This window comes from Roseateles sp. P2_H4 (assembly GCF_056403315.1).
In genome coordinates, this window is record NZ_JBFUFR010000028.1 from 66,465 (window position 1) to 93,008 (window position 26,544).

The window sequence follows — 26,544 nt, forward strand, 5'->3', positions numbered from 1 at the left end:
CATGCAGGCGCGCACCGCCACCGCACGCAAGCCGCGAGGCGCGGCCAGCCGCGGGCCACCGCGGGCAGCGGCAGCCAAATCATCGGCCGCAGGCCTGCCCCGCTATCTGCAGGACAAGGCCGGCCCCGGCCAGCCACTCCCCGCGCCGGTGCGCACCGAGATGGAAGGCCGCTTCGGCTCGCCGCTGGCCGACGTGCGCGTGCATACCGACGGCGCCGCCGCCGAATCGGCGGCCGGCATGGGCGCAAGGGCCTACACGGCCGGCAGCGACATCGTCTTCGGCGCCGCGCATTTCGCGCCGGAAAGCCCGTCGGGCCGCGGCCTGCTCGCGCATGAGCTCACCCATGTCGTGCAGCAGCGCCGCGCGGACACCCCCGCCACCCAGCCGAGCGCCGCCGACGGCGGCGCCCACCACGACAAGGCCGAACGCGAGGCCGAGGCCAACGCCAAGAAGATTGCCAGCAGCGCACCGCTGACGGCCAAGGAAACACCTGCCGCCGGCGTGCAGCGCGACGGCATCCTGGACACCCTGGGCGATGCAGCCGGCGCGGTGGCCGACTTCGGCGGCGATGTCGTGGACGCCGGCGTGGATGCAGCCGGTTCTGCCGTCGAGGCAGTCGGCGAAGCCATCGGCGCCGTCGCCATGCGCCTGGTGCGCGAGGTGGCGCCCAGCCTGGTGCCCGTCATCGAGCGCGGCCCCATGGCGCTGCTGCGCGACATGGTGTCTTCGGCGCTGGACGGCCTGGCCTCGATACTCAATGCCTTGGACCCCAGCGGCACGCTGACGGCGATGCTGGGCGTCTTCACCGGCCTGGTCGAGCGCGCCGCCGGCATCGCCGCGGCCCTGCTTTCGGGCGACTGCCAGCCGCTGCTGAATGCCATCGACGAGCTGAAGACCTTCGTCACGGAGGTGGCCGGCGAGGCGTGGGACCGATTGACGACCTTTCTGCAGCCCATCGGCGACTTCTTCACCGACCTGTGGAACGGCTACGGCGCGCCGGCCATCGAATGGCTGCGCAGCAAGGCCGGCGCCGTGTGGGCGCGCATCGAGGCCTTCGGCACCGACATCTGGAACTGGACCGAGCCGATACGCAGTGCGGTGGGTGACGCCTGGGGCTGGGTCAAGGAGCAGCTCTTCGGCCCGGAGGAGGCCGGCAGCGGCGACAGCTCGGGCGGCATCGTCGGCTGGATCACGACCAAGGCCGGCGAGGCCTGGGACTGGGTCAAGGAGCAGACCGCCCCCGTCTGGCAGCCCATCGCCGCCACGGCCCAGAAGGTGGCCGACATGCTGCCGCCGCCGTGGATGCGCAACTTCGGCCAGCAGATGCAGCAGATGTCGACGCAGCTGAATGCCTCGGCCACGGCCATGGAAGGCGGCGACGGCGTGGCCGAGAACCGCGACACGCTGGCGACCGTGCTGCCGTCGGTCACTCAAGTGATTGGCACGGTGCGCAACGTCATCGTCGACGCGGGCGGCTGGGTGTCGACCAAGGTGGGCGCGCTGGGCAACGCGGTGTCGTCGTTGATGGGCAGCCTGCGCTCCAGCAGCCTGATGGCCATGCTGGCCAATGCCCTGGGCTGGCTGGAGGACGCGGCGCTGCGCCTCGTGAGCTGGGCGGACGAGAAGGTGCGCGGCCTGTTCGACTGGATCCTGCAGGGCTTCGACGCGCTGACGCCCTTCATCGAGAACGCGGTGGGCGTGGTGCGCAAGCTCATCGGCGTGGTGGGCGACCTGATGCGCCTGCCCCAGCTCATCCTGTCCAGCGTCTGGGAGGCGATTCCCTGCTGCATCCGCGAGCCGATCAAGAACTTCGTCTTCAACCAGATCCTGGCGCGCATCCCCGTCTTCGGCCAGTTCTTCAGCGACCCGACGCTGTGGCCGCGGGTGCAGGCCACGGCGCTGCGCATCCTGCGCCAGGTGTTCGTCGACGGCGACCTGGCCGGCGCGGCCTGGACCTTCTTCCAGTCGGTGCTGCGCGTGCTGGGCCTGCCGCCGGAGCTGGTGGTGCAGGTGCTGGCCAAGGCCGCCGCGGCCATCGGCGACATCCTGACCGACCCGGTCGGCTTCCTCATCAACCTGCTGGGCGCCGTGAAGGCCGGCTTCGGCCGCTTCTTCGAGAACATCGGCACCCATCTGCTGAATGGCGTCAGCGGCTGGCTGTTCGGCCAGGCCGAGTCCGCCGGCATCACGCCGCCGCGCGACTTCTCCATCGGCTCCATCTTCGGCTTCGTGCTGCAGGTGCTGGGCATCACCGTCGAGCACATCTTCGAGCGCCTGACGCTCAAGCTCGACGCCGCCACCGTGCGCCGCCTGCGCCAGATCATGAACCTGGCCACGGGCGCCTGGCATTTCCTGTCCATCCTCATCAACGAGGGGCCGGCGGGGCTGTGGGTGGAGATCCAGAACCAGCTGTCCAACCTGTGGGACCGCGTGCTGGACGGCGTCATCAGCTGGGTCACCGACGCCATCATCGGCCGCGCCACCCGCTGGCTGATGAGCCTGCTGGACGTGACCGGCATCATGCCGGTCATCAACACGCTGGTGGCCGTCTACAACGCCATCGAGTCCTTCATGCAGTACCTGCGCGAGATGCTGGAGATCGTCTCGAAGGTGCTGGACGGCATCCTGGACATCGCCCACGGCGCCATCGACGGCGCGGCCGTCTTCCTGGAGGACGCGCTGGACCGCGCCATGCCGGTGGCCATCGGCTTCCTGGCCAACCAGTTCGGCCTGGGCCGCATCGGCGAGCGCATGCACGAGCTGCTGGAGACGGTGCGCGCGCTGGTCGACCAGGCCATCGACTGGCTGATCGACCGCGCCATCGAGCTGGGCCAGGCCTTCATCGCGATGGCGCGCCGCGGCGTGGCGGCGGTGCGCGACGCGGCCAGCGCCGTCGTCGGCTGGTGGCGCCGCCGTTTCGGCTTCACCGACGAAAACGGTGAAGGACATGAGCTCTACTTCACCGGCGAGGGCCCCACGGCGCAGCTGACCATCGCGTCGACCCCGCAGTCCTTCGGCGCCTTTCTCGATGCGCAGGCCGCCGGCGCCAGCGCCGCCAAGCAGACCAAGATCGCCCGGGCCCGCGGCCTGTATGCCGATCTGCTGCGCGTGCAGCGCACCGCGGCGCCCCCGGCGGCGGACGGTTCCGCCACCACCCCCGGCGCCAACGCCGAGGCCGAGGTGGTGCTGCTGACGACCCAGCTGGTCGACCTCGCCAAGGAGATCATGGGCGGCGGCGCAGGCGCGTCCACGGCCCCGGAATTCGGCAACCTGGAAGCCGGCATGGGGCACTCGGTCACGGTCGAAAGGCTGACCGCCGTGCACCCGCCCGGCAGCGAGCCCAGCGTGTCGGGCGGCCTGTGGGAAGCCCTCGGGCGGCGCCGCCACGGTGGCTCGACCTACTACATCATGGGCCATCTGCTGAACCACCACCTCGGCGGCACCGGTGCTTCATGGGCCAACCTGACGCCGCTGACAAGGTCGGCCAACAGCAGCATGTCGGCGGGCTTCGAGGAGCACGCCAAGACCCGCGTGCACGGCTCGCCCGCGGTGCCGGTGCGCTTCGAGGTCAGGGCCACCTTCGGCCGCGACGCCCGCGCCGCTGACCAGGCCCGCCTGCGAGCCACCGGCAACCCGGACGACGCCGTCATCGCCGACATCATCCAGGCGGAAAGGGCCGTGCCCCGCACCGTGACGGGCACGGCCACCGACCTGTCGACCGGTCAGCCCGGCTCGCAGGTGCCGCCGCTGAGCCTGACCAACACCGTGGACGAGAACGTCGACAACTACGCGCTGTCCGACGCGCCGCGCACGCCGGCCTATGTGAGCGAGATGTCCGCGGCCGAACTGATGCGCCTGCCGGGCGTGGAGGCGGCCATGGCCCAGCGCATCAACGCCGGCAAGCCCTACCGGACGCAGGCGCAGTTCGACGCCGTCGCGGCGCCCAACAACTGGGACAACGTCGTCGCCACGACCGCGTTCCGCCTGCGCCTGTACCGGCGCTGAACCTGCCCTGGAGCTGGCCATGACCTCGCAACCCATCTGCCATCGCGCCCTGTCCGAGCCCTGCAGCTTCGCGCTGCTGCAGTGGCCGGCCCTGGTCGGCCTGCTGGCCATCGATGCGCCCGGCATGCTCTGGCTCGCCCTGCGCATCGTGCTGGGCCTGTGGCTGGCCGCCATGCTGATCGCCAGCTATGCCGGCGGCCGCGGCGTGGGCTTCGGCAACGCGATGCTGCTGCAATGCGGCCTCGTCGCCGCGGCGTGGTGGATGCATCCCTCGGCCTGGGCCTTCGCCTGGTTGGCGGCCATCCCGCTGCTGATGCTGGCCGCGCAACGACTGCGGCTGAGGCGGATGGAGATGCCGGCCTGAGACGACAATGGCGGCCGACGCAGCCACCAAACTCCCATAAGTGCTTGTTTTTGAACGAAAACATTTGACAAACCGACCGAGGGCATCGTGGGCCTGAGGCTGCTTGTCGGTTTCGTCTGGCTGCTGAGCTGGCTGCCCTTCCGGGTCATCTCGGCGCTGGGCTGGCTGATCGGCAGCCTCATCGCGGCGCTGCCGACCTCGCGCCGCCGCATCGGCGAGGTCAATCTGCGCCTGTGCCTGCCCGAGCTCAGCGAGGCCGAGCGCGGTCGCCTGTTGCGCCGGCATTTCGTCGCCATCGTGCAGATGCTGCTGGAGTACGGCTATGGCTGGTTCGCTTCGCGCGAGCGCCTCAAGCGCCTGATGCGCATCGAAGGCCTGGAGCATCTGCGCGCGCTGGACGGCCGCAATGTGATCTTGATGATGCCCCACTTCACCGGCCTGGACCTGGCCGGCCTGCGCGTGTCGCTGGAGACGCCGCTGGTCAGCATCTACTCGGTGCAGAAGGACCCCTGGCTGGACGCCTTCTTCCGCGCCAAGCGGCTGCGTTTTGGCACCGGCATCATCTTTGCGCGCCAGCAGGGCACGCGACCGACGCTGCGGGCGCTGAAGGAAGGCTATCGCCTCTACTACCTGCCCGACCAGGATTTCGGCCACCGCGATTCGGTCTTCGTGCCCTTCTTCGGCGTGCCGGCGGCCACCATCGGCGGGCTGTCGCGCATGGCGGCCGTCACCAAGGCGGCCGTATTGCCCTGCTATCCGCGCCGCGAGGCCGATGGCTATACGCTGGTCATCGAGCCGGCGCTGCAGGATTTCCCGAGCGACGACATCGTGGCCGACGCCACGCGCATGAACGCGGTGATCGAAGCCCAGGCGCGCCGACAATTGCACCAGTACTTCTGGCTGCACAAGCGCTTCAAGTCCCGCCCGCCCGGCGAGGCTGATTTCTACGGACGATGAACCACATCCCCTATATCAAGCTGAGCGTCGTCGCGATCTTCATCGCGAGCACGCTCTATGTGCACTTCCGCGGCCGTGTGCGCCTGCGCTTCTTCCGCCAGTTGATGGACCACTCCACCTTCATGGCGCCCATCAACTGCCTGATGTACATCTTCTCCAAGCTGCCGGCCAAGCCCTATCTGCCGGTGGCGGGCTTCCCGGAGCTGAAGCTGCTGGAAGAACATTGGCAGGACATCCGCGCCGAGGCTTATCTGCTGGCCGCGGCCGGCGAGATCAAGAAGAGCGACAAGTACAACGACGCCGGCTTCAACAGCTTCTTCAAGACCGGCTGGACGCGCTTCCACCTGAAGTGGTATGACGAGGCCCACGCCTCCGCACGCGAACTCTGCCCGGTGACGACCGGCCTGCTGCAGCGCATCCCGACCGTGAAGGCCGCGATGTTCGCGGCCCTGCCACCGGGCGGCCGCCTCGTCACCCACCGCGACCCCTTCGCCGGCTCGCTGCGCTACCACCTCGGCCTCGTCACGCCCAACGCCGACAGCTGCTACATCTCGGTCGACGGCGAGCGCTACTCCTGGCGCGACGGCCAGGGCGTCATCTTCGACGAGACCTATCTGCACTACGCCGAGAACCAGTCCGACATGATGCGCATCATCCTGTTCTGCGACATCGAAAGGCCGCTGAACAACCCGGTGGCACGCTGGTTCAACCACTTCATCAGCCACACGCTGATCCGTGCGGCTTCGGCGCCCAACTCCGACACCGACCGCACCGGCGGCATCAACCGGCTGTTCGCCTATGTGCAGCAGGTGCGCCTGTTCGGCAAGCGCATCAAGGCCAGGAGCCGCTTCGCCTATTACGGGCTGCAGTGGCTGATCTTCGGCGGCCTGCTGGTCTGGTGGCTGCTCCCCTGACATGCTGAGGCTGCGCCTGCTCGGCGGTTTTGAGATCGAGCGCGCCGGCCGTGTCGAGCTGACACGCCTGCCCAGCCGCGCGGCGACGCTGCTGCTGGCCCGCCTGGCGCTGGCGCCGAAGCGTCAGCATCCGCGCGAGGAACTGGTCGAGCTGCTGTGGCCCGGTGTCGAGCTCGACGCCGGCCGCAACCGGCTGCGCCAGACCCTGTCGACGCTGCGCGCCTTGCTGGAAACGCCCGAGGCGCCGCTGCTCCAGGCCGACCGCCTGCAGATCTCGCTGCTGCCCGGCGCCCTGGCCTGCGATGCGCAGGAGTTCGACGCGACACGGGCCCTGGCCCTCTACAGCGGCGAGCTGTTGCCGGGCTATTTCGACGACTGGGTCGTGCAGGAGCGCCACCGGCTCGCCGCGCTGGCCGAGGCCCTGCCCGAGCGCGCGCCGACGCCCCCGGTGCTGCAGTTCGCACCCGTGCCGGCGCCGGCCCTGCCCTCCTTCGCCACCAGCCTGCCGCGCTATCTGACGCGCTACTTCGCGCCGCCCGGCCGGCTCGAAGCGCTGGCCGAACGCCTGCCCCAGCTGCGCCTGCTCACCTTCATCGGCCCGGGCGGTGTCGGCAAGACGCGCCTGGCCGTGGAGCTGGCCTGGCGCCAGTTCAGCCAGCTCGACTGGAGCTGCGGCATGGCCGCCCTGGCCGAGGTGCGCGATGAGGCCGGCCTCGTCGCCGCGCTGGAGCGCGGGCTGACGGTGACGCGCGGCGGCGGCTGGCCAGCCATCGAAGCGGCCTTGCAGGACCCTGGGGCCTTGAGCCTGCTGGTGCTGGACAACGCCGAGCAGGCCATCGGCGTCGTGGCCCAGGCCGTGCAGCGGCTGCTGGCACTGGCGCCCACGCTGTGCCTGCTCGTCACGTCGCGGCATGCGCTGGAACTGGACGGCGAAACCCTGGTCGACGTGGCTCCGTTGTCGGATGCCCAGGACACCGCCCTGGCCCTCTTCGTCGACCGCGCCCGCGCCGTGCGGGCCGACTTCCATGCCAGTCGCGACAACCAGGCCGCGCTGACCGAACTGATCGCCGAGCTGGAAGGCCTGCCGCTGGCGCTGGAGCTGGCCGCCGCCCGGGTGCGCAGCTTTTCGCCCGCGCAGATGCTGGAGCAGTGGCGCAGCCCGCGTGCCGATGCCCAAGCCTTGCCGTCCTGGCTGTCCAGCCCGACCCGGGCGCCGCGCCACGCCTCAGTGGCCGGTCTGCTGGACTGGAGCCTCGCCTTGCTTGGCCCCGAACCGCGCGCGCTGCTGCAACGCCTGGCCGCGCTGCCGGGCGCCTTCGCCTGGCCCGATGTCGCGGCGCTGGACGGCACGCCGGCCCTGCTGAACGAGCTGACCGGGCATTCGCTGATCCAGGCCGGCGGCGACGCCGAGCCGCGCTATCGCATGCTGGAGTTGCTGCGCCGCGGCGTGCTCGCGCGCGTCGACCCGGCCGAGCAGCGCGCCGCACGGAGCAGCCTGCGCGCCGCGCTGTGCGACTGGGCGGACTCCCTCGGCCTGCAGGCGCCCATCACGGCTTGGCTGCCACGGCGCGAGCAGGCCCGGGCTCTCATCGCCCAGGCGGCCGACGACGGCGACGCGGCCAACGGCCTGCGCCTGGCGCTGGCCATGCGCCCCTGCTGGGAAAGCGACGGCGTCGACCGCACGCTGGTGGACCAGCTCGGCCTGCTGCTGCAGTTGGCGCCGCCCTCCTCCGCCGGCCATGAGCTGCGCGCCCACCTGGCGTTCACGCATGGCGACCGCAGCCTGGCGCTGGCCGAGGCCGAGCAGGCCCTGCAACTCGCCGGCAGCGACCCGGCCGCTCGCGCACCCGCCCTGGTGCGGCGCGCCTGGGTGCTGCTGGCCGGCGACAACCGCGAACAGGGCCAGACCCGGCCTCTGGAGGAAGCCATTGCGCTGGCCCGCCGCGTCGGCGACGCCTCCACCGAAGCGCGCGCCTGGCAGCAACTGGCCGCCATCGCCGTGTCGCGCGGCCAGCCGGCCCAGGCCGAGGCGCTGTACGCCCGCGCCCAGGAGCTGTGGGAGGCCGTCGGCCATTCCCGCCAGGCGGCCGCGCGGCTGCGCAACCGCGCCCAATGCCTGATCGAACTGGGCGACATCGCCACGGCCGTGGGCTGGATCACGGCCTGCCAGCGGATGGCGGAGGCGGACGGCGACGGCGTCGGCCAGCTCGACGCGGCCTATTCCCTCGCCATGGTTCACGAGTCCCGGCGCGACTGGCCCGCCGCACTCGCGGCCGCGCGGCAGGCGCTGCGCATCGCCCACGCCCACCAGCATCTGCATGCGCGGGCATTGACGCTGCAGCTCTTCCCCCGGCCGCTGGCGAGGCTGCGCGACCCCGAGCGCGCCCTGCGCCTGGCCGCGTTTGCCGAGCAGTATTGGCAGCGCCACCTCGGCGCCCTGGGCGGCCGCGAGGCCCGCTCGCTGGCCCGCGTGCGCCGGCTGGCCACCGCGCAGCTGAGCGGCGACCAGGCCAAGGCCGCGTGGATCTCCGGACAAACCCTCAGTTTGAGCGAAGCCCTGGCCCTGGCCGGGGCGTGACGAACGGGCGGGGCAAGCGGCCCTTCGCTAGCATCGAAGGTTTTGGTCTTCCCAACACCTGCCTCCATGCACCGTCTGAACGCCGCCCCCGCCCTGCTGCTGGCCGCAGCCCTGGCCGCGAACGCACAAGAAGCCGCCAAGCCCGCTGCCTGGAACGTCAATGCGCCACCCGGCGTGGCCAAGACGGCCACCATCGACACCAGGACCGGCACCTGGATGAGCGTCGATGTCAGCCCCGACGGCAAGACGGTCGTGTTCGACCTGCTGGGCGATCTCTACACGCTGCCCATCGCCGGTGGCGAGGCCAAGGCCTTGACGCACTCCATCGCCTGGGAGCAGCAGGCCCGCTTCTCGCCGGACGGCAAGCAGATCGCCTTCCTGAGCGACGCCGGCGGCGGTGACAACGTCTGGGTCATGAATGCGGACGGCAGCAATGTCCACGCCGTCACCAAGGAAGACTTCCGCCTGCTGAACAACCCGGTCTGGCACCCCAATGGCAAATACCTGCTGGCGCGCAAGCACTACACCGGCACGCGCAGCGCGGGCTCGGGTGAGATCTGGATGTTCCACGTCGACGGCGACGCGGCCAAGAACAAGGGCGTGCAGCTCAACGAAAAGCCCAACTGGCAGAAGGACCTGGGCGAGCCGGCCATCTCGGCCGATGGCAAATACCTGTACTACAGCCAGGACACGACGCCGGGTCGCGTCTTTGAATACAACAAGGACGGCACCGCCGGCATCTACACCATCTTCCGCCAGGACCTGAACGACGGCGCCGTCGAAGCCTTCGTGCAAGGCCCCGGCGGCGCGGTGCGCCCGACGCCTTCGCCGGACGGCAAATACCTGGCCTTCGTGCGCCGCGTGCGCAACCAGAGCACGCTGTTCCTGAAGGACCTGCAGAGCGGCCGCGAGTTCCCGGCCTGGGGCGGCCTGTCGCGCGACCTGCAGGAGATCTGGGCGATGTGGGGCGTCTACCCCAGCTTTGCCTGGATGCCCGACAGCAAGGAGATGGTCGTCTGGGCCGAAGGCAAGATCTGGCGCGTCGACCCCTTCAAGAGCAAGGCCACCGAGATCCCCTTCCACGTGAAGGACACGCGCGAGCTGCGCGAGCCGATGCGCTATGCGCAGGAAGTCGCGCCTGAGAAGTTCGCCGTGCACCAGCTGCGCGGCGCCCAGGTGTCGCCGGACGGCAAGCGCGTCGTCTATTCGGCGCTCGGCTCGCTGTACGTGAAGGACTTGCAGGATGGCGCTCAAGGCACGCCGCGCCGTCTCACGAAGCAGAACGACGCTTTCGAGTTCGCGCCGAGCTGGTCGCGTGACGGCAAGAGCCTGGTCTATGCGACCTGGCGTGACGACACCCAGGGCACGGTGCGCCGCCTGGACGTCGCCTCGGGCAAGGAGACCGTCCTCGTCAAGGAGCCAGGCAAATACCTCGAGCCGCGCCTGTCGCCGGACGGCAAGCAGCTCGTCTACCGCAAGGTCAAGGGCGGCGGCCTGACCAACCCCTGGCACAGCCTGGACACCGGCCTCTACCTCGCCGCGGCCGACGGCTCGGGCAAGGCCGAGCGCATCTCCAAGGAAGGCGATGGCGCCCAGTTCGGCGCCCGCAGCGATGAGCTGTTCTTCACCAAGACCAGCAACACCAGCGAGGTCGAGATCCGCAAGGCGCTGATGCGCCTGAATCTCAACGACCGCAGCGAGACCGAGATCGCCCGCAGCGACGTGGCTTCCGAGTACAGCGTGTCGCCGGACGGCCAGTGGCTGGGCTTCGTCGAGCGCTTCCATGCCTATGTGACGCCGCTGCCGCGCGTGCAGGGCCAGTCGGGCAAGGTCATCAGCGTCGGCGCCAAGATGGACGCCCTGCCGGTGCGCCAGCTCGACGTCAACGCCGCGTCCGGCCTGCACTGGAGCGGCGACAGCAGGCGCCTGCACTTCGCGCTGGGCGACGAGCTGTTCACGGCCAACGCCGAGGGCAAGAGCACTGAAAAAGAAAAGGCGACCGCGCAGAAGATCGGCTTCGAGCAGGCCAGCGACAAGCCCAGCGGCAAGATCGCGCTGACCGGCGCGCGCATCGTGACGATGAAGGGTGATGAAGTGATCGAGGGCGGCACCGTCATCGTCGACGGCAACCGCATCGCCGCCGTCGGCAAGGACATCGCCATCCCCGCCGATGCCAAGCGCATCGATGCCAGCGGCAAGACCATCGTGCCGGGCTTCATCGATGCCCACTGGCATGGTGCGATGAACGACTCCGGCCTGATCCCGCAGACGAGCTGGGTGAACCTGGCGTCGCTGGCCTTCGGCGTGACGACGCTGCATGACCCGTCCAACCTCAGCTCGGCCATCTTCACGCAGAGCGAGATGCAGCGCGCCGGCATCGTCACCGGCCCGCGCATCTACTCGACCGGGACCATCCTCTACGGCGCCAAGACGCCCTTCTCGTCCACCATCAACGGCCTGGACGACGCGCTGACCCACCTGAACCGCCAGAAGGCCGAAGGCGCCATCAGCGTCAAGAGCTACCAGCAACCGCGCCGCGACCAGCGCCAGCAGGTGCTGGAGGCCGCACGCCAGACCGGCATGATGGTCGTGCCGGAAGGCGGCTCGCTGTTCCAGCTCAATATGAGCATGATCGTGGACGGCCACACGACGGTGGAGCATTCGCTGCCGCTGGCCGAGGTCTGGGATGACGTCCGCCAGCTCTGGAGCCAAAACGCCGTGGGCTACACGCCGACGCTGAACGTCGGCTACGGCGGCCTGGACGGCGAGCACTACTGGTATGCCCGCACCGACGTCTGGAAGCACCCGCTGCTGAGCCGCTATGTGCCCAAGAGCGTGCTGGAGCCGCGCTCCGTGCGCCGCGTCACCGCGCCCGAGGAGGACTTCAACATCGTCCGCGTGGCTCGCACGGCCACCCAGCTGTCACGCGCTGGCGTCAACACCTCCATCGGCGCCCATGGCCAGCGTGAGGGCCTGGGTGCGCACTGGGAGATGTGGATGTTCGTCATGGGCGGCATGACGCCGCACGAGGCGCTGCGCGCCGCGACCATCAACCCGGCGCGCAACTTCGGCTTCGAGAAAGACCTGGGCTCGCTGGAACCGGGCAAGCTGGCCGACCTCGTCGTCATCGATGGCAACCCGCTGGCCGACATCCGCCAGTCGGATCGCATCGCGCAAGTGATGCAGAACGGCCGCCTCTACGACGCGCAGACGATGAACCAGGTCGCGCCGGTGGCCAAGGCCCGCAAGCCGCTGTTCTTCGAAGGCGCGGACGGCCAGAGCATGCCCATCGATACCGAGGCCCTGGAAGCGGGCCACGTCGGCGACTAAGTGCGGGACAAGCGCCGCCGGGCCAACAAAACGGCGGCGCCGCATAGCGCCATCAGCAAGGTGCCCGGTTCGGGCACCGGTGCTGCCTGCAGATAGTTGAAGCCCGAGGCCGAGGTGAGGGCCACCTGGTCTTGCTGCACGCCATTGAGCGAGACGGTCATGCCGCCCCAGCGCAGCGTGTGCGACAGGTCGAAGGAGGACGTGGCCAAGGCGCCGCCATGGCCGTCATTCGCCGTCTGCGCCGTGCCCGTCAGCTCCACGATGAGGGGCAGCATCTGGCCGGTCAGAAAGGTGGCCGTGCCATGCAGCGTGGTCAGTGGGTCGCCGACATAGCCGTGCACGCCTAGCACCGGCGAGTTGTTGTAGAGGGTGGCATCGCCGCCCAGGTCGTAGGCACCGCCGCCGACATCCGCCCTGACCTGCCAGGACGCCGAGCCGATGTTGGAGTTGCCGACGCTGAGGCTGCCGTCGAAGTTCAGCTGGAAATTCACCGTCACCTGCGTGTTGGCGGCCACGCCCGGCAGGTCCAGCTTGAAATCGTCGCGCCAGATGGCGCGGGCGACGCTGTTCAGGCTGCCGGTCGAGTCGCCATCCACCTTCAGCGTGCCGATCTGGGCAAAGGCGTGGGCGTGTCCGCTGGAACTGGCGCCCCCTGTGACCAGGCCGCTGGTCAGTTCCGCCGACCCCTGCTGGGTCAGCACGGGGTTGACCGGCCCAGTGCCACCGCTGAAGTTCGGGTTCACGCCCAACTGCGCGGTCACGAGCGTGGATGCCTGGGCGCCGATGCAGCCGAGTGCCAACGCGAGGATCGTCAAATTGCGCGAAAGCTTCATGGCCTGTCTCCTGGGTTTGCAAACAGTCTGCCGCGCCGGTTTTGAAAGTGCAGCCCCCTAGATCTTTGGGCGTCCTTCATTGGCATCTAGAATCCCCCCGGTCAGGAGAGCGCCCCGTTGCAATTGGGGGCCGCCGAAGGCGCAACAACGCTCAGGCAGAAGGACTGACAAGACGTGGCGAGTGACAGACACTCGACGCGTTCCTCACTGGAGAGAGGCCGATCCTTGAGTCGGTCCACCGAAGGGGCAAGCCCGTGGCGATTCGCCAGGGTCAATCTCTCAGGTACCCCGGACGGCGAGGACATCCAAACCCGAATTCCGTCGGAGCCCTTGATGTCCTCTTTGCTGCAAACACCTCTTCACGCCCTCCACGTCGAACTCGGCGCCAAGATGGTGCCCTTCGCCGGCTACGACATGCCGGTGCAATACCCCGCCGGCGTGATGGCCGAGCACAAGCACACCCGGGCCGCCGCCGGCCTGTTCGATGTGTCCCACATGGGCCAGGTGCGCCTCGTTGGCGCAGACGCCGCAGCCGCCCTTGAAACCCTGGTGCCGGTCGACATCGTCGACCTGGGTGTGTTCAAGCAGCGCTATGCCCTGTTCACGAACGACCAGGGCGGCCTGCTGGACGACCTGATGGTCTGCAAGCGCCCCGACGACCTGTTCGTGGTGGTGAACGCCGGCTGCAAGGACCAGGACATCGCCCATATGCAAAAGCACATCGGTGCACGCTGTGAGGTCATTCCTGTCCCTGAACGCGCGCTGCTGGCCCTGCAAGGCCCGCAGGCCGTGGACGTGCTCTCCCGCCTGAACCCTGAGGTCGCCAAACTGACCTTCATGACCGGTGGCTTCTTCAAGCTGGACGGCATCGACACCTTCCTGACCCGCTCGGGCTACACCGGCGAGGACGGCTACGAGATCTCCGTCCACCAGGACGACGCCGTGGCTCTGGCCCGCAAGCTGCTGAGCCATGCCGAGGTCAAGCCCATCGGCCTGGGCGCGCGCGACTCGCTGCGCCTGGAAGCGGGCCTGTGCCTCTACGGCCACGACATCAACGAGACGACCACGCCGGTCGAGGCCGCCATCACCTGGGCCATCCAGAAGGTGCGCCGCGCCGGCGGCGCGCGTGCCGGCGGCTACCCGGGCGCGGCCGTCATCGATGAGCAACTGGCCAGCGGCGCGGCTCGCAAGCGCGTCGGCCTGGTGGGCAAGGAACGCATGCCTGTGCGTGAGGGCGCCAAGATCGTGGCAGCCGACGGCACCGAGATCGGCACCGTCACCAGCGGCACACTGGGCCCCACGGTCAACCAACCGGTGGCACTCGCCTATCTCGACAAGGCGCATACCGCCGCTGGCACCGAAGTCTTCGCCATCGTGCGCGACAAGCGCACGCCGATGGTTGTTTCCGCTACCCCCTTCACCCCCAACCGCTACTACCGCGGCTAAACCTCTCGGAGCCTGAACGATGAGCATCAAGTACACCCCCGATCACGAATGGCTTGACGTGCACGGCGACGGCACGGCGACGGTCGGCATCACCGTGCACGCGCAGGACGCGCTGGGCGATGTGGTCTTCGTGGACCTGCCCGAAGTCGGCAAGACCTATGCCGAGAAGGAAGTCGCCGGCGTCGTCGAGTCCGTCAAGGCCGCGGCCGACGTCTACATGCCCGTCGATGGCGAAGTCGTCGAAGTCAACGAAGCCCTGCGCGACGACCCGGCGCTTGCCAATACCGACCCGCTCAAGGCCGGCTGGTTCTTCAAGGTCAAGCTGAGCAATCCCAGCCAGCTCGATGCCCTGATGGACTCGACCGCCTACGACGCCCTGTTGAAGACCCTGTAAATCCTCGAAGCAAGACCCGCCATGCCGACGCCGCTTTCTCAACTCGAAGACGCCTCCGAATTCCATGCCCGCCATATCGGGCCGGATGCCGTCGATGAATCCCTGATGTGCGCCGCCGTCGGCGTGGCCAGCCGGACCGCGCTGATCGACGCGGTCGTGCCCAAGTCCATCCGCCGCGCCCAGGGCATGAAGCTGCCCGCGCCCATCACCGAGGCCGGCGCGCTGGCCGAGCTGAAGCTGATCGCCGGCAAGAACAAGGTCTACAAGAGCTTCATCGGCCAGGGCTATTACGGCGTGCACACGCCGGGCGTCATCCTGCGCAACATCCTCGAGAACCCCGCCTGGTACACGGCCTACACGCCCTACCAGGCCGAGATCTCGCAGGGCCGCATGGAAGCCATCCTGAACTTCCAGACGATGGTGACCGACCTCACCGGCATGGACATCGCCAACGGCTCCATGCTGGACGAGGCCACCTCGGCCGCCGAGGCCGTCACGCTGGCCAAGCGCGGCGTGAAGAGCAAGAGCAACACGCTGATCGTCGCTGGCGACGTGCACCCGCAGACCATCGAAGTCATCCAGACGCGCTGCGCGCCCTTGGGCATTGACGTCAAGGTCGGCATGGCGCCCGCGCTGATGGCCGAGAACGACTATTTCGCCGTCGTCTGCCAATACCCCAGCACCACCGGCCTCATCCATGACCTGAAGGCCTTCGCCGACCAGGCCCACGCCAAGAGCGCCGCCTTCATCGTCTGCACCGATCTGCTGGCGCTGACGCTGCTGGTCTCGCCCGGCGAGTTCGGCGCCGACATCGTGGCCGGCAACAGCCAGCGCTTCGGCATGCCCATGGGCGCCGGCGGCCCGCACGCGGCCTTCCTGGCCTGCAAGGACGAGTTCAAGCGCTCCATGCCGGGCCGCCTCGTTGGCGTGTCCAAGGACGCGCAAGGCCACCCGGCCATGCGCCTGGCGCTGCAGACCCGCGAGCAGCACATCCGCCGAGAGAAGGCCACCTCCAACATCTGCACGGCCCAGGTGCTGCCGGCCGTCGTGGCCAGCATGTACGCCGTCTACCACGGCCCGCAAGGCCTCAAGCGCATCGCCGAGCGCGTGGCCAGCTACACGGCCATCCTGCACGCCGGCCTGACGCGCCTGGGTGCCAAGGTCGTCACGCCGCATGTGTTCGACACGCTGCTCGTGGAGTGTGATCCTGCCCCCGTCATGGCCAAGGCCGTGGCCGCGCAAGCCAACCTGCGCAAGATCAGCGACAAGCACGTCAGCATCGCGCTGGACGAGACGACGACGCGCGCCGACCTCGAGGCGATCTGGAGCTGGTTTGCGCCCGCCGGTGCCGCCGTGCCGACCGTCGCCGAATTCGCCGCCGGCGTCGACAGCCTGATCCCGACGCAACTGCGCCGCAGCAGCGCCTACCTGAGCCACCCGGTCTTCAACACCCACCACAGCGAAACCGAGATGCTGCGCTACATCCGCAGCCTGTCGGACAAGGACCTGGCGCTGGACCGCAGCATGATCCCGCTGGGCTCCTGCACGATGAAGCTGAACGCCACGGCCGAGATGATCCCCATCACCTGGCCGGAGTTCGCGGGCGTGCACCCGTTCGCGCCGCAGGACCAGCTGGCCGGCTACACCGAGCTGGACCAGCTGCTGCAGAACTGGCTGACCGAATGCACGGGCTATGCCGGCATCAGCCTGCAGCCCAACGCCGGCTCGCAGGGTGAGTACGCCGGCCTGCTGGCCATCAAGGCCTGGCATGAGTCGCGTGGCGACCACCAGCGCAACGTCTGCCTGATCCCTGAAAGCGCCCACGGCACCAACCCGGCGTCGGCCCAGATGGTGGGCATGCAGGTCGTTGTGACCAAGTGCGACAAGGAAGGCAATATCGACCTGGTCGACCTGAAGGCCAAGTGCGAACAGCACGCCGCCAAGCTGGCCGCGATCATGATCACCTACCCCTCCACCTACGGCGTGTTCGACACCCACGTGAAGGAAATCTGCGCGATGGTGAAGGCCCATGGCGGCCGCGTCTACGTGGACGGTGCCAACATGAACGCGCTGGTCGGCGTGGCGGCACCCGGCGAGTTCGGCGGCGACGTCAGCCACCTGAACCTGCACAAGACCTTCTGCATCCCGCACGGCGGCGGCGGCCCGGGCGTCGGCCCGGTCTGCGTCGTCGATGACCTCGTGCCCTTCCTGCCCGCGCACCGCACCGCGGGGCTTGGCAAGGCCACCAACATCGGCGCCGTCTCCGCCGCGCCGCTGGGCAACGCGGCCGTGCTGCCGATCTCGTGGATGTACATCCGCATGATGGGTGCCGAGGGTCTGAAGAAGGCGACCGAAGTCGCCATCCTGTCGGCCAACTACGTCGCAGCCCGCCTGTCGGACCACTACGACATCCACTTCAGCGGCAACATCGACGGCGTCAAGGGCGGCGGCGTGGCCCACGAGTGCATCCTGGACCTGCGCCCGCTGAAGGACAGCTCCGGCGTCAGCGCCGAAGACGTGGCCAAGCGCCTCATCGACTACGGCTTCCACGCACCGACGCTGAGCTTCCCCGTCGCCGGCACGCTGATGGTCGAGCCGACCGAGAGCGAGTCCCGCGCCGAGCTGGACCGTTTCATCGACGCGATGATCCAGATCCGCCACGAGATCGCCGACGTCGAATCCGGCAAGGTCTCGCGCGAAGACAACCCGCTGGTCAACGCGCCGCACACGTCCATGGTCGTCAGTGCCACGGAGTGGGCCCACGGCTACAGCCGTGAAGCCGCCGCGTTCCCGCTGCCCTCGCTGCGCCGCCAGAAATACTGGTCGCCGGTGGGCCGCGTGGACAACGTGTGGGGCGACCGCAACCTGTTCTGTTCCTGCGTACCGCTCAGCGAGTACGAGGAAGCCTGATCATCACCATGCCCTCTGAAATGGGGGCGAGTCACGAGGCCCGGCAAACCCGGGTCTCGGGCTCCGCTGGATGAAAACGGGCGGCCAAAAGCCGCCCTCTAACCAATCGAGGCAGTCATGGCCGTTTCCGTTTTCGACCTCTTCAAGATCGGCATCGGTCCGAGCTCCTCGCACACGGTCGGCCCGATGCGTGCCGCCCGCCTGTTTGGCCTGCGGCTTCAGCACGACGGCCTGCTCGACAAGACGAGCCGCGTGCAGGTGGTCCTGTACGGCTCGCTCGGTGCCACCGGCAAGGGTCACGGCAGCGACAAGGCCGTGTTGCTGGGCCTGGCCGGGCATGAGCCGGACTCCGTGGATGTGGAAGCCATCCCCTCCCTGCTGGACGCGATCCGCGCCGGTGACCTGAACCTCGTCGGCCAGCACCAGGTCGCCTTCGACGAGTCCAAGGACCTCGTCTTCAAGCGCCGCGAGACCTTGCCCTTCCACGCCAACGGCATGCGCTGCATCGCCTTCGACGCGGACGGCAACGAGATCGCCAACCGCGTCTACTACTCCGTCGGCGGCGGCTTTGTCGTCAGCGACGAGGTGGCGGCCGACGGCAGCAAGCAGAAGGTCATCGCCCCCGACACGACGGTGCTGCCCTACCCCTTCAAGTCCGGCGACGAACTGCTGGAACTGACCAAGCGCCACGGCATCTCCATCGCCGAGCTGATGCGGCGCAACGAATGCCACTGGCGCACCGAGGCCGAGATCGACGCCGGCCTGATGAAGATCTGGGGAGTTATGCAAGCCTGCGTCACGCGCGGCTGCAAGACCGAAGGCATCCTGCCGGGCGGCTTCAAGGTCAAGCGCCGCGCGGCCCAGTTGCACCGCGACCTGACGGCCAACCCCGAGGCCGCGCTGCGCGACCCGCTGCAGGTGATGGACTGGGTCAACCTCTATGCGCTGGCCGTCAACGAGGAGAACGCCGCCGGCGGCCGCGTCGTCACCGCGCCCACCAATGGCGCGGCAGGCATTGTGCCCGCGGTGCTGCACTACTACACCCGCTTCGTCCACCATGCCACCGAACGCGGCGTCGTCGACTTCCTGCTCACCGCTGCCGCCATCGGCATCCTCTACAAGGAAAACGCCTCCATCTCCGGCGCCGAGGTCGGCTGCCAGGGCGAGGTGGGCGTGGCCTGCTCGATGGCCGCAGGCGCCTTGTGCGCCGTCATGGGCGGCACGCCGGAGCAGGTCGAGAACGCCGCCGAGATCGGCATGGAGCACCACCTGGGCCTGACCTGCGACCCGGTGGGCGGCCTGGTGCAGATCCCCTGCATCGAGCGCAACGCCATCGCCTCGGTCAAGGCCATCAACGCGGCGCGCATGGCGCTGCGCGGTGATGGCACCCACTTCGTCAGCCTCGACAAGGTCATCAAGACCATGCGCGACACCGGCGCGGACATGATGACCAAATACAAGGAAACGGCCCGCGGGGGCCTGGCGGTCAATATCGTCGAATGCTGAGCGCCGCCAGAGCGAACGGCGTATTGGGCTTGGGCTCAACGCCCGCGGCGTTGCCCAGCAGCGCGGTCAGGTCGACGGCAATCATCCAGCCAGGGCATTTGAGGAAGTTGGCGAGTTACGCCAGCCGCAGCACGAGGAAGCTCGCGAAGCTCTCCATCAGCAGCGACGCGACGAACAGCACGATGCCGCAGACGAAGGTGCCGACGAGGAAGCCCGTCTTGTAGCTGAGGTAGCCGATCCACTCCAGGAAAAGCAGAACAGCGAACACACAAATGATGCTGCCAACGACCTTGAGGTCGTACAGGTAGTAGCCGATCATCGCCGCGACAAAGACCACGAGGAAGGTGATCAGGAAGCCGCCGGACCTCCTGGTGAACGGCGAAGCACCCACCAGAAAGCCTACGCCCAGAGCGATGGTGCAGTAGTACTCCAGGCCGATGGCGAACAGGCCCGCTTGCGCAGGCAGCAAGCCCATCACCTTCGTGATGCTGTAAGCAGCCAGCACCACCAGATGTCCCCAGATGACCGCGCCTGTCGCCTTGTCGTTGAAGAACAGCGTGAGCACACCCGGGCGGTAATACATGCCGAAGCTCAGGATGCCGGAAAGACAAATCGCGGCGAAGAAGCCGAAGATTTGCGACTGGTAAGCGAGAGCCAGGGCACCAAAGTACACCATGCCCCAGAAGCTGGCCACCGACATCGGCGGCACGCCAAGGTTGAACAGCTTGGCAAGGGCTTCCTGAAGTTTTGGATGGCTCTTTACAACCCAGGTCGCCAGCATCACGTTGGCGAACGCGCCGAACAGAGCCAAGTAGAAGGCCTGAGAAGCCCACAGCAGCTCCGGCCGCAGCGTCATCGTCAGCGTGAGCGCCAGGAATACGGTCTGGTAGACCTCCTTGGACACCGAAGCAATAAGCGCGAAGAGGCCCTTGGCGAACAGCGCGATGAAGCCCGAAGCCCACACCAGCAGCAGGACGATGGCCACCAGCTTGAAGAAGTTGGCGAAGGTGACATAGCGCTGGTAGAACGAGGCCTCGGCTTTGACGGCATCATTGACAGTGGCCAGCGGGACGCTGATGTCCTTGGGATCCACGTACTTCAGCTTGGCTTCCTCCGCCAGCTTCTGGCTCAGGTAGCCGTCCTTCTCGAGCTGCTTGAGCAGGTCGAGCTTGACTTGCCCCGCAGTTTGCGGCGCGTCGGCGGCGAATGCCGACGAGAAGAAGAGTCCAAGGCACAAAGCCAGGACACCGAACATGAATTTCATGGTTCTCCTATGTGGGAAAAACACCGGTCGAGTTGCACGTAAGCACGACCAAAAGTCCTGCCAGGTTCAGCGCTGATTCAGCGCGGCGGCAGGTCCTGCGGCAGCCAGCGCTTGTAGATGGCCTGGAAGCTGCCGTCGCGCTTCATCGCATCGATCTCGCGCTGCCAGGCCTTCACGGTTCGCTTGGGCGTTCCCGGCGAGAAGGCGATGTAGCCGTCGCTGCTGGCGAAGGTGTAGACCTCCTCCAGCGAGGCTGGGTCGACCCCGGCGGCGGCCAGCGCCCCCTGCATGCTGATGCGCTCGGACGCAAACAGCGGCGCGCGCCCGGCCAGCAGCATGCGCAGGCCCTGTGTCGGGTCAGTGACGTAGCGCAGATTGTGAAAGCCCTCGGACATGAGCTGCTGGGCGGTGTACCAGTCCCGCACGACCAGCACGTCGCCGGCCTGGCGGGCGTCGTCGAGGCGCTTGAGCCTCTCGGCACCCGCGCGAGCGTAGAAGCTGCTGTAGAAGGTCACGATGGGACCGGCCCACTGGAACAGCCTCTCACGCTCGGGGATGCGCGCCGCCGAAAAGAGCGCCATCGGCTCGCGGCCCTGGGCCTCGCGGTAGGCTCGTGCCCAGGGCTGGAATTCGATGTCCCGCGTCTGGCCCAGGCGCTTCAGCACCGCCTGCACAACCTCCACCGCCAAACCACTGGGCCGGCCCCCTTCGGTGAAATTGATGGGCGGAAATTCCTCGCTCAGCAGCCGCAATGGCGCGTCCGGCGGGGCCGCCAGCGAATCAAACGTCCAGACAAGCCCCAACAGCCCCAGATGACGTCGCTGCACTGTGTTCTCCAGTGTCGTTGCGCCGATGATAGGCGGGCACCCCAGCCTTCAACGCCAGGGTTTACTGAAGGATCTGCCCCCGTCCATGTGCCTCGCCGCCTTCGCGCTGAACGCCCACCCGCGCTTCCCCCTCGCCATTGCCGCCAACCGCGACGAGTTCTTCGCTCGCGAGGCTGCCCCCATGGCCTGGTGGCCCGAACGCCCCGACATCCTGGCCGGCCGCGACCTGTCCGCCGGCGGCACCTGGTTCGGTCTCAGCCGCGCCGGGCGTCTCGCATTGCTGACCAATGTGCGCGATCCCAGCCGGCAGAATCCCGACGCCCCTTCCCGCGGCGCCCTGGTCGTTGACTGGCTGGGCTCGACGGACGGCGCCGACGGCTTCGCGGCCGGGCTCAAGGAGGGCTACAACGGCTTCAACCTCATCACCGGCGACCTGCCAAGCAACACCTGGCACTGGATCAGCAACCGCGCGTCCGCGCCGCTTGAACTGCCGCCCGGCATCCACGCGCTGTCCAACGCGGCCCTCGACACGCCCTGGCCCAAGACGCTGGGCCTGAAGGCAGCCATGGCCCAGGCCCTCGACGGCGCGGTCTCGGCAGAACAGTTGGCCAACCAACTCCTTGCCGCGCTGGCCGACCCCACGCCGGCGCCCGACGCGGCCCTGCCCGACACCGGCGTCGGCCTGGCGCGGGAACGCCTGCTGTCGCCCCGCTTCATCCGCATGCCCGACCCAACGCGGCCCGGGGTGGCCGTCTACGGCACCCGCTGCGCCACCGTGCTCGTCCGCGAGGCGAGCGGTGCTACCCACGTCGTCGAGCGCAGCATCACGGCCGAGGGCGGCTGGCTGCCGCCYGTCCACCACGAATTGACGCGCTGGCCCTGAGCCACTCGCGCCCCAAGCTGATATACAGACGGGCATCGCTGCTTGCCGCCGCCCGATGATGCTCCTGTCTCGCCTGTCGACCGCCCGCTGGACCGCGCTGGCCTGCATGCTCATCGCCGGCTTCGTCGCCATGCGCTGGAGCCTGCGGCTGGAGGTCGCCAGCTTCCTGCCCGGGCTGGCCGAGATCGGCATCGTGTCTTCCGTGCTGCTGCTGCTGGGCGCCGCCACGGCCTGGGTCATGGCGGGCTGGCCCGGCGGCCAGGCGCCGAGCGCGACCGCGCGACGCGCCGTGCAGGGCCTGGCGCTCCTGATGGCGGCATTGCCGGCGCTGATGCTCGTCGAGGCCGTGGGCGACCTGTCGCTGGGCATAGACATCACGCGCCCCGGCGTGCTGCCGACGGCTGTCAACCCCCACCCGGGCCGCATCTCGCCCAACGGCTGCGTGGCCCTGTTGCTGCTGTTCGGCTGCCAGGGCCTGCTCGCCGGCCTGCCGGGCGCGCTCGCCCGGCGCCTGAGCGCGGCGGGCATCATCGTCGCCGCCCTCATCGCAGTCGTCGGCATCCTCGGCTATCTGCTGAACCTGGAGCAGCTCTACCAATGGGGCTCCTTCAACCGCCTGACGCTGCCAACGGCGGCCGGGCTGGCCCTGCTGGCCCTGTCGCTGTGGGAGATCCGCCTGCGCTGGAGCGGCGTGCGCGAACGTATCGACCTGCACGAGCAGCGCATCACGCGGCGCTCGCTGGCCGTGCTGGCCCTGGTGGCTGTTGCGGCGGGCGCCGGCGGCTTCGCGGCGCTGGAGTCGGAGTTCGAGCGCTCGCGCAAGGAAGACGTGCACTCCACGGCCATCATCACCGGCGAGTCACTGGTCAGTGCCATGGACGGCGGTGTCTGGCTGGCCCAGACCGTCGCCACGCGGCCCATCGTCGTCGAGCAGCTCGCCAACCTGGCAAGCAACCCCGGGGACTCCGCCCGCCGCGAGCGCCTGCGCAGCATCACGCGCAGCCTGCTGACGGCCGGCGTCACCGCGGCCCGTTTTGTCGACGCTGCCGGCGTCCCGCTGGCCGAAGCCGGCGTCTTCGCGGCCCAGGCCGACACGCCGTCGCTGGCGCTGGCACGCGACTACGCCGCGACCAGCCGCCTGGTCTGGGCCAGCGGCTTCATCCTCGCGACGGACCTGCCGGTGACGGACAAGGGCGAGGTCGTGGGCCGTTACCTGAGCGAGCAGCGCCTGGCGCTGATGGATCGCCTCGTCATGCGGGTCCGCGACAGCGACGCTTCCTCCGACGTGCTGATCTGCAGCCGCACCGACAAGGTCGCGTCCTGTGTGCCGTCCAAGCTCTACCCCAAGCCCTTCACCATCCCGATGTTCGACGCGAACGGCAACGTCAACCTGCCGATCAACCGCGCCCTGCTTGGCGAGACGGGCGTCACGCTGACGCCCGACCTGCGCGGCGTGCCCGTCGTCGCGGCCTATGTGCCGCTCGGGCGCACGGGTCTCGCCATGGTCGTCAAGGCCGACATCGAGGCCGTCTTCGCCGTCATCCGCCAGCGCCTGAGCTGGCTGGCGCTGCTGCTGGCGGTGCTGACGCTGCTGGGCACCTGGGTGCTGAGGCAGCATGTGCGGCCCCTCGTCAAGCAACTGGCGGGCGAGCAGGCGCGCTGCCGCGCCATCCTGGACAACTCCGGCGACGCCTTCATCGGCCTGGACGGCGACGGCCACGTCACCGACTGGAACCTGCAGGCTGAAGCGCTGTTCGGCTACACGGCGGCCGAAGCGATGGGCCGGCGCGCGTCCGAACTCATCATCCCGCCCGAGACGCGCGCCGCCCACGATGCCGGCATGGCGCGCTTTCGCCACAGCGGCCAGGGCCGCGTCGTCAACCAGCGCGTCGAGGTCGTGGCCCAGCACCGCGACGGCCGGCGGCTGGACGTCGAGCTGTCCGTCGCCGCCATGGACACGAGCGACGGCTACGCCGCCCACGCCTTCGTGCGCGACGTCAGCCAGCGCAGGGCGGCCGCCCGCGAGCTCGCCGCCAGCGAGCAGCGCATGCGCGACGTGACCAACGCCATTCCCGCCATGGTCGGCGTCTTCGATGCCGAGGAGCGCTGCGTGTTCGCCAACGACCTGGCCCTCAGGGTCCACAGCCTCGGGCGCGACCGCGCCATCGGCATGCCCATGCGCGCCGGCCTCGGCGAAGAGAGCTACGCGCTGCACGAGGCCCATGTGCGGGCGGTGCTGCAGGGGCGGCGCCAGACCTTCGAGGGCGCCCTGCCCTGGCGCGACGGCACCGGCTATTTCCAGATCCACCTCGTGCCCATGCACGACGCGCAGACCAACGACGTCAACGGCTTCTACCTGATGACCTTCGACATCACGGCCCTGCGCAGCGCCCAGTTGAAGCAGGAGCGCAGCGAGCGGCGGCTGCGCTCCATCACCGACAACCTGCCGGCCCTGATCTCCCACCTCGACGGCGACGGCCGCTATCTGTTCGCCAACCGCCAGTTCGAGACCCTGCTCGGCCTGCAGCCAGAGAAACCGCTCGGCCAGCGCATCGCCGAGGTGCGCGACGCCGACTATGTCGAGCAGATCCAACCCTGGCTGGACAAGGCCATGGCGGGTCAGACCGTCGTCTTCGAGTCCGAGACAGGGCCGCGCGACAGCGAGGCACGCCACTACCAGCAGACCTATGTACCCGAATTCGATGCCGACGGCCGCGTCATCGGTGTCTTCGCCGTCACCTTCGACATCACCGAGCGCCAGCTCGCGGCACAGCGCCTCAGCGACGCGCAGTCCCACCTCAAGGCCATTGCCGACAACCTGCCGGTGCTGATCTCCTACATCGACCGCCATCACCGCCTGACCTTCGTCAACAAGACCTTCGAGGAGTGGATGGGCGTGGACCCCGAGCTGGCCGTCGGCAGTCATCTGAAGGCTCTGATCGGCCCGGATCTCTACGCCCAGCGCCAGCCGGCGCTGGAGCAGGCCCTGCGCGGCGAACGCATCGAGTTCGAGGTCGTGTCCCAGGCTCTCGGCCTGACCCGCCATCTGCACACCGTCTACATCCCCGACCGGCGCGCCGACGGCAAGATCGCCGGCGTCTACACCTTGTCGACCGATGTGACGGCCACCAAGGACGTCGAACGCCGCCTGCAGGAACTGGCCCGCATCGACCCACTGACCCGCCTGCCCAACCGCCGCGAGTTCGAGGAGAGGCTGACCCTCGCGCTGGCCCGCAGTCGCCGCGCCCAGCGGGCCATGGCCCTGATCTTCCTGGACGTCGACCACTTCAAGAGCATCAACGATGGCCACGGCCACGCCGCCGGCGACGCCGTGCTGAAGGAGTTCGCCACCCGCATCCGCCGCGCCGTGCGCAGCACCGACACCGCGGCGCGCCTGGCCGGCGACGAGTTCGTCGTCATCCTGGAAGGCCTGCAGAGTGACGCCGAGGCGTCCCAGGTGGCCGCCAAGCTCGTCGATGCCATCCGCCCGCCCATCACCCTGCCCGCCGGCAGCGAGATCCTCGTCACGACCAGCGTCGGCATGGCCTGCTGGGGGGGTGTCGGCGAAGGCGCCGAGGACCTGCTGGAGCGCGCCGACCGCGCCCTGTACCGCGCCAAGGCCGCGGGGCGTGACACCTTCGCGCAAACCATCTTCTGAGCGCCGCGCCTGGTAACAAAACGGCCCTGGCGCCGGGCCACAATGCGCCAGCCGTGACTGCCGCCGTCGCCCTCCGCCGCCGCCCGCCGCCCGACCCGCGCCAGCTGCAACGCTGCCTGCTGCTGGCGGCGCTGCTGCACATCTGGCTCGTCCTCGTCTTCGGCAATGCCAGTGGCACGGCCGCGCCGGGCCAGGGCGTCTGGGGCAGCCTGACCGTCAAGCTGCTGGGCCGCAGCGGCGCCGAGGCTGGCGATCCGGCGCCTGTCGATGCACGCGGCGGCGCCGGCGCGCCAGCGCGCCCGACCGACCCGGCCGCCCAGCCCGGCGCCGCCTCTTTGGGCCGCCACAACCCCCAGGAGGTGCCCGCCGAAGCGGCCCGCACCGAGGAGCCCTCGCCGGCGCCCCCCAGCACCGCGACGCTGGACCTGCCCGAGGGCTTCAAGCCCGTGGAACGCGAGAACCTCACCGCCGTCCCCGCCCGGACGGCGCCACTGCCGACGCCCAGCGCCGAACTGCCTCCCGCCGTCGGCCGCCTGGAAGCCAGACCCGAGGCCAGCGTCGCGCCCCTGCCCTCGGCCGCCAGCCTGCGCACGCCGAGCCGGACTGTCGAGCTGCCCACGCTGCCCACCGACCTGCCTTCGGCCGTGCGCCGCCTGGAGGCCGCTCCCGCGGCG

Annotated in this window: 14 protein-coding genes, 2 pseudogenes and 2 riboswitches; of the genes and pseudogenes, 13 read left to right on the forward strand and 3 right to left on the reverse strand. The window is 69.0% G+C overall.

Translation table 11 applies throughout. The features are described 5' to 3' along the window. Position 1: 1 nt before the first annotated feature. From AC1DW3_RS20550 to AC1DW3_RS20575, 6 genes and pseudogenes are all read left to right on the forward strand, one after another. The gene (locus tag AC1DW3_RS20550) at positions 2-4,006 is read left to right on the forward strand and encodes an eCIS core domain-containing protein (protein WP_477934342.1); all 4,005 of its coding nucleotides are present in this window, start codon (positions 2-4) and stop codon (positions 4,004-4,006) included. 19 nt (positions 4,007-4,025) lie between these two features. Next, a complete protein-coding gene (locus AC1DW3_RS20555; protein ID WP_477934344.1) occupies positions 4,026-4,370 on the forward strand; it encodes a hypothetical protein in 345 nt (114 codons plus the stop codon). 78 nt (positions 4,371-4,448) lie between these two features. Continuing rightward, a pseudogene (locus tag AC1DW3_RS20560) lies at positions 4,449-5,327 on the forward strand (lysophospholipid acyltransferase family protein); the annotation flags it as partial. Further along, on the forward strand, positions 5,324-6,241 hold the full coding sequence (locus tag AC1DW3_RS20565) for an aspartyl/asparaginyl beta-hydroxylase domain-containing protein (RefSeq protein ID WP_477934346.1): 918 nt from the start codon (positions 5,324-5,326) through the stop codon (positions 6,239-6,241). The pseudogene AC1DW3_RS20560 and the gene AC1DW3_RS20565, both read left to right, overlap by 4 nt. A gap of 1 nt (position 6,242) precedes the next feature. Continuing rightward, complete coding sequence (locus AC1DW3_RS20570) at positions 6,243-8,819, forward strand: ATP-binding protein (RefSeq protein WP_477934348.1); 2,577 nt, start codon at positions 6,243-6,245, stop codon at positions 8,817-8,819. A 66-nt stretch (positions 8,820-8,885) separates the two neighbouring features. Continuing rightward, a complete protein-coding gene (locus tag AC1DW3_RS20575; protein ID WP_477934350.1) occupies positions 8,886-12,149 on the forward strand; it encodes an amidohydrolase family protein in 3,264 nt (1,087 codons plus the stop codon). Here AC1DW3_RS20575 and AC1DW3_RS20580 read toward each other — a convergent pair. Beyond that, positions 12,146-12,982: a hypothetical protein gene (locus AC1DW3_RS20580; RefSeq protein ID WP_477934352.1), complete on the reverse strand. Its 837-nt coding sequence runs from the start codon at positions 12,980-12,982 to the stop codon at positions 12,146-12,148. The two genes, AC1DW3_RS20575 and AC1DW3_RS20580, sit on opposite strands and share 4 nt — an antisense overlap. 92 nt (positions 12,983-13,074) lie before the next feature. Next, positions 13,075-13,159: riboswitch (glycine riboswitch) on the forward strand. Positions 13,160-13,179: 20 nt separating this feature from the next. Further along, positions 13,180-13,288, forward strand: a riboswitch (glycine riboswitch). A gap of 27 nt (positions 13,289-13,315) precedes the next feature. Here AC1DW3_RS20580 and gcvT point away from each other — a divergent pair. The 4 genes from gcvT to AC1DW3_RS20600 all read left to right on the forward strand — a co-directional run bounded on the left by gcvT (position 13,316) and on the right by AC1DW3_RS20600 (position 19,238). Further along, entirely contained in the window at positions 13,316-14,428 is a 1,113-nt protein-coding gene (gene gcvT, locus AC1DW3_RS20585) for a glycine cleavage system aminomethyltransferase GcvT (RefSeq protein ID WP_477934354.1), read from the forward strand. A gap of 19 nt (positions 14,429-14,447) precedes the next feature. Then, positions 14,448-14,822: a glycine cleavage system protein GcvH gene (gene gcvH, locus AC1DW3_RS20590; protein WP_056197006.1), complete on the forward strand. Its 375-nt coding sequence runs from the start codon at positions 14,448-14,450 to the stop codon at positions 14,820-14,822. A gap of 21 nt (positions 14,823-14,843) precedes the next feature. Then, positions 14,844-17,732, forward strand: a complete 2,889-nt coding sequence (gene gcvP, locus AC1DW3_RS20595) for an aminomethyl-transferring glycine dehydrogenase (protein WP_477934356.1) — start codon at positions 14,844-14,846, stop codon at positions 17,730-17,732. A gap of 117 nt (positions 17,733-17,849) precedes the next feature. Next, on the forward strand, positions 17,850-19,238 hold the full coding sequence (locus tag AC1DW3_RS20600; RefSeq protein ID WP_477934358.1) for an L-serine ammonia-lyase: 1,389 nt from the start codon (positions 17,850-17,852) through the stop codon (positions 19,236-19,238). A gap of 115 nt (positions 19,239-19,353) precedes the next feature. Here the strand turns inward: AC1DW3_RS20600 and AC1DW3_RS20605 are convergent, their stop codons facing one another. After that, complete coding sequence (locus AC1DW3_RS20605; RefSeq protein ID WP_477934360.1) at positions 19,354-20,502, reverse strand: hypothetical protein; 1,149 nt, start codon at positions 20,500-20,502, stop codon at positions 19,354-19,356. 77 nt (positions 20,503-20,579) lie between these two features. Further along, the gene (locus AC1DW3_RS20610; RefSeq protein WP_477934362.1) at positions 20,580-21,329 is read right to left on the reverse strand and encodes a substrate-binding periplasmic protein; all 750 of its coding nucleotides are present in this window, start codon (positions 21,327-21,329) and stop codon (positions 20,580-20,582) included. Between the two features lie 85 nt (positions 21,330-21,414). Between AC1DW3_RS20610 and AC1DW3_RS20615 the strand changes: the two genes are divergently transcribed. From AC1DW3_RS20615 to AC1DW3_RS20625, 3 genes and pseudogenes are all read left to right on the forward strand, one after another. Further along, positions 21,415-22,212: an NRDE family protein gene (locus AC1DW3_RS20615; protein ID WP_477934364.1), complete on the forward strand. Its 798-nt coding sequence runs from the start codon at positions 21,415-21,417 to the stop codon at positions 22,210-22,212. Positions 22,213-22,267: 55 nt separating this feature from the next. Next, positions 22,268-25,870, forward strand: a complete 3,603-nt coding sequence (locus AC1DW3_RS20620) for a sensor domain-containing protein (protein WP_477934366.1) — start codon at positions 22,268-22,270, stop codon at positions 25,868-25,870. Between the two features lie 53 nt (positions 25,871-25,923). After that, positions 25,924-26,544 (forward strand): annotated as a pseudogene (locus AC1DW3_RS20625) (hypothetical protein); the annotation flags it as partial.

Coding starts and splice junctions, on each gene's coding strand:
- AC1DW3_RS20605 (WP_477934360.1), bottom strand. CDS start 20,502: ATGAAATTCATGTTCGGTGTCCTGGCTTTGTGCCTTGGACTCTTCTTC.
- gcvP (WP_477934356.1), top strand. CDS start 14,844: ATGCCGACGCCGCTTTCTCAACTCGAAGACGCCTCCGAATTCCATGCC.
- AC1DW3_RS20580 (WP_477934352.1), bottom strand. CDS start 12,982: ATGAAGCTTTCGCGCAATTTGACGATCCTCGCGTTGGCACTCGGCTGC.
- AC1DW3_RS20550 (WP_477934342.1), top strand. CDS start 2: ATGCAGGCGCGCACCGCCACCGCACGCAAGCCGCGAGGCGCGGCCAGC.
- AC1DW3_RS20555 (WP_477934344.1), top strand. CDS start 4,026: ATGACCTCGCAACCCATCTGCCATCGCGCCCTGTCCGAGCCCTGCAGC.
- gcvT (WP_477934354.1), top strand. CDS start 13,316: ATGTCCTCTTTGCTGCAAACACCTCTTCACGCCCTCCACGTCGAACTC.
- AC1DW3_RS20565 (WP_477934346.1), top strand. CDS start 5,324: ATGAACCACATCCCCTATATCAAGCTGAGCGTCGTCGCGATCTTCATC.
- gcvH (WP_056197006.1), top strand. CDS start 14,448: ATGAGCATCAAGTACACCCCCGATCACGAATGGCTTGACGTGCACGGC.
- AC1DW3_RS20600 (WP_477934358.1), top strand. CDS start 17,850: ATGGCCGTTTCCGTTTTCGACCTCTTCAAGATCGGCATCGGTCCGAGC.
- AC1DW3_RS20570 (WP_477934348.1), top strand. CDS start 6,243: ATGCTGAGGCTGCGCCTGCTCGGCGGTTTTGAGATCGAGCGCGCCGGC.
- AC1DW3_RS20620 (WP_477934366.1), top strand. CDS start 22,268: ATGATGCTCCTGTCTCGCCTGTCGACCGCCCGCTGGACCGCGCTGGCC.
- AC1DW3_RS20575 (WP_477934350.1), top strand. CDS start 8,886: ATGCACCGTCTGAACGCCGCCCCCGCCCTGCTGCTGGCCGCAGCCCTG.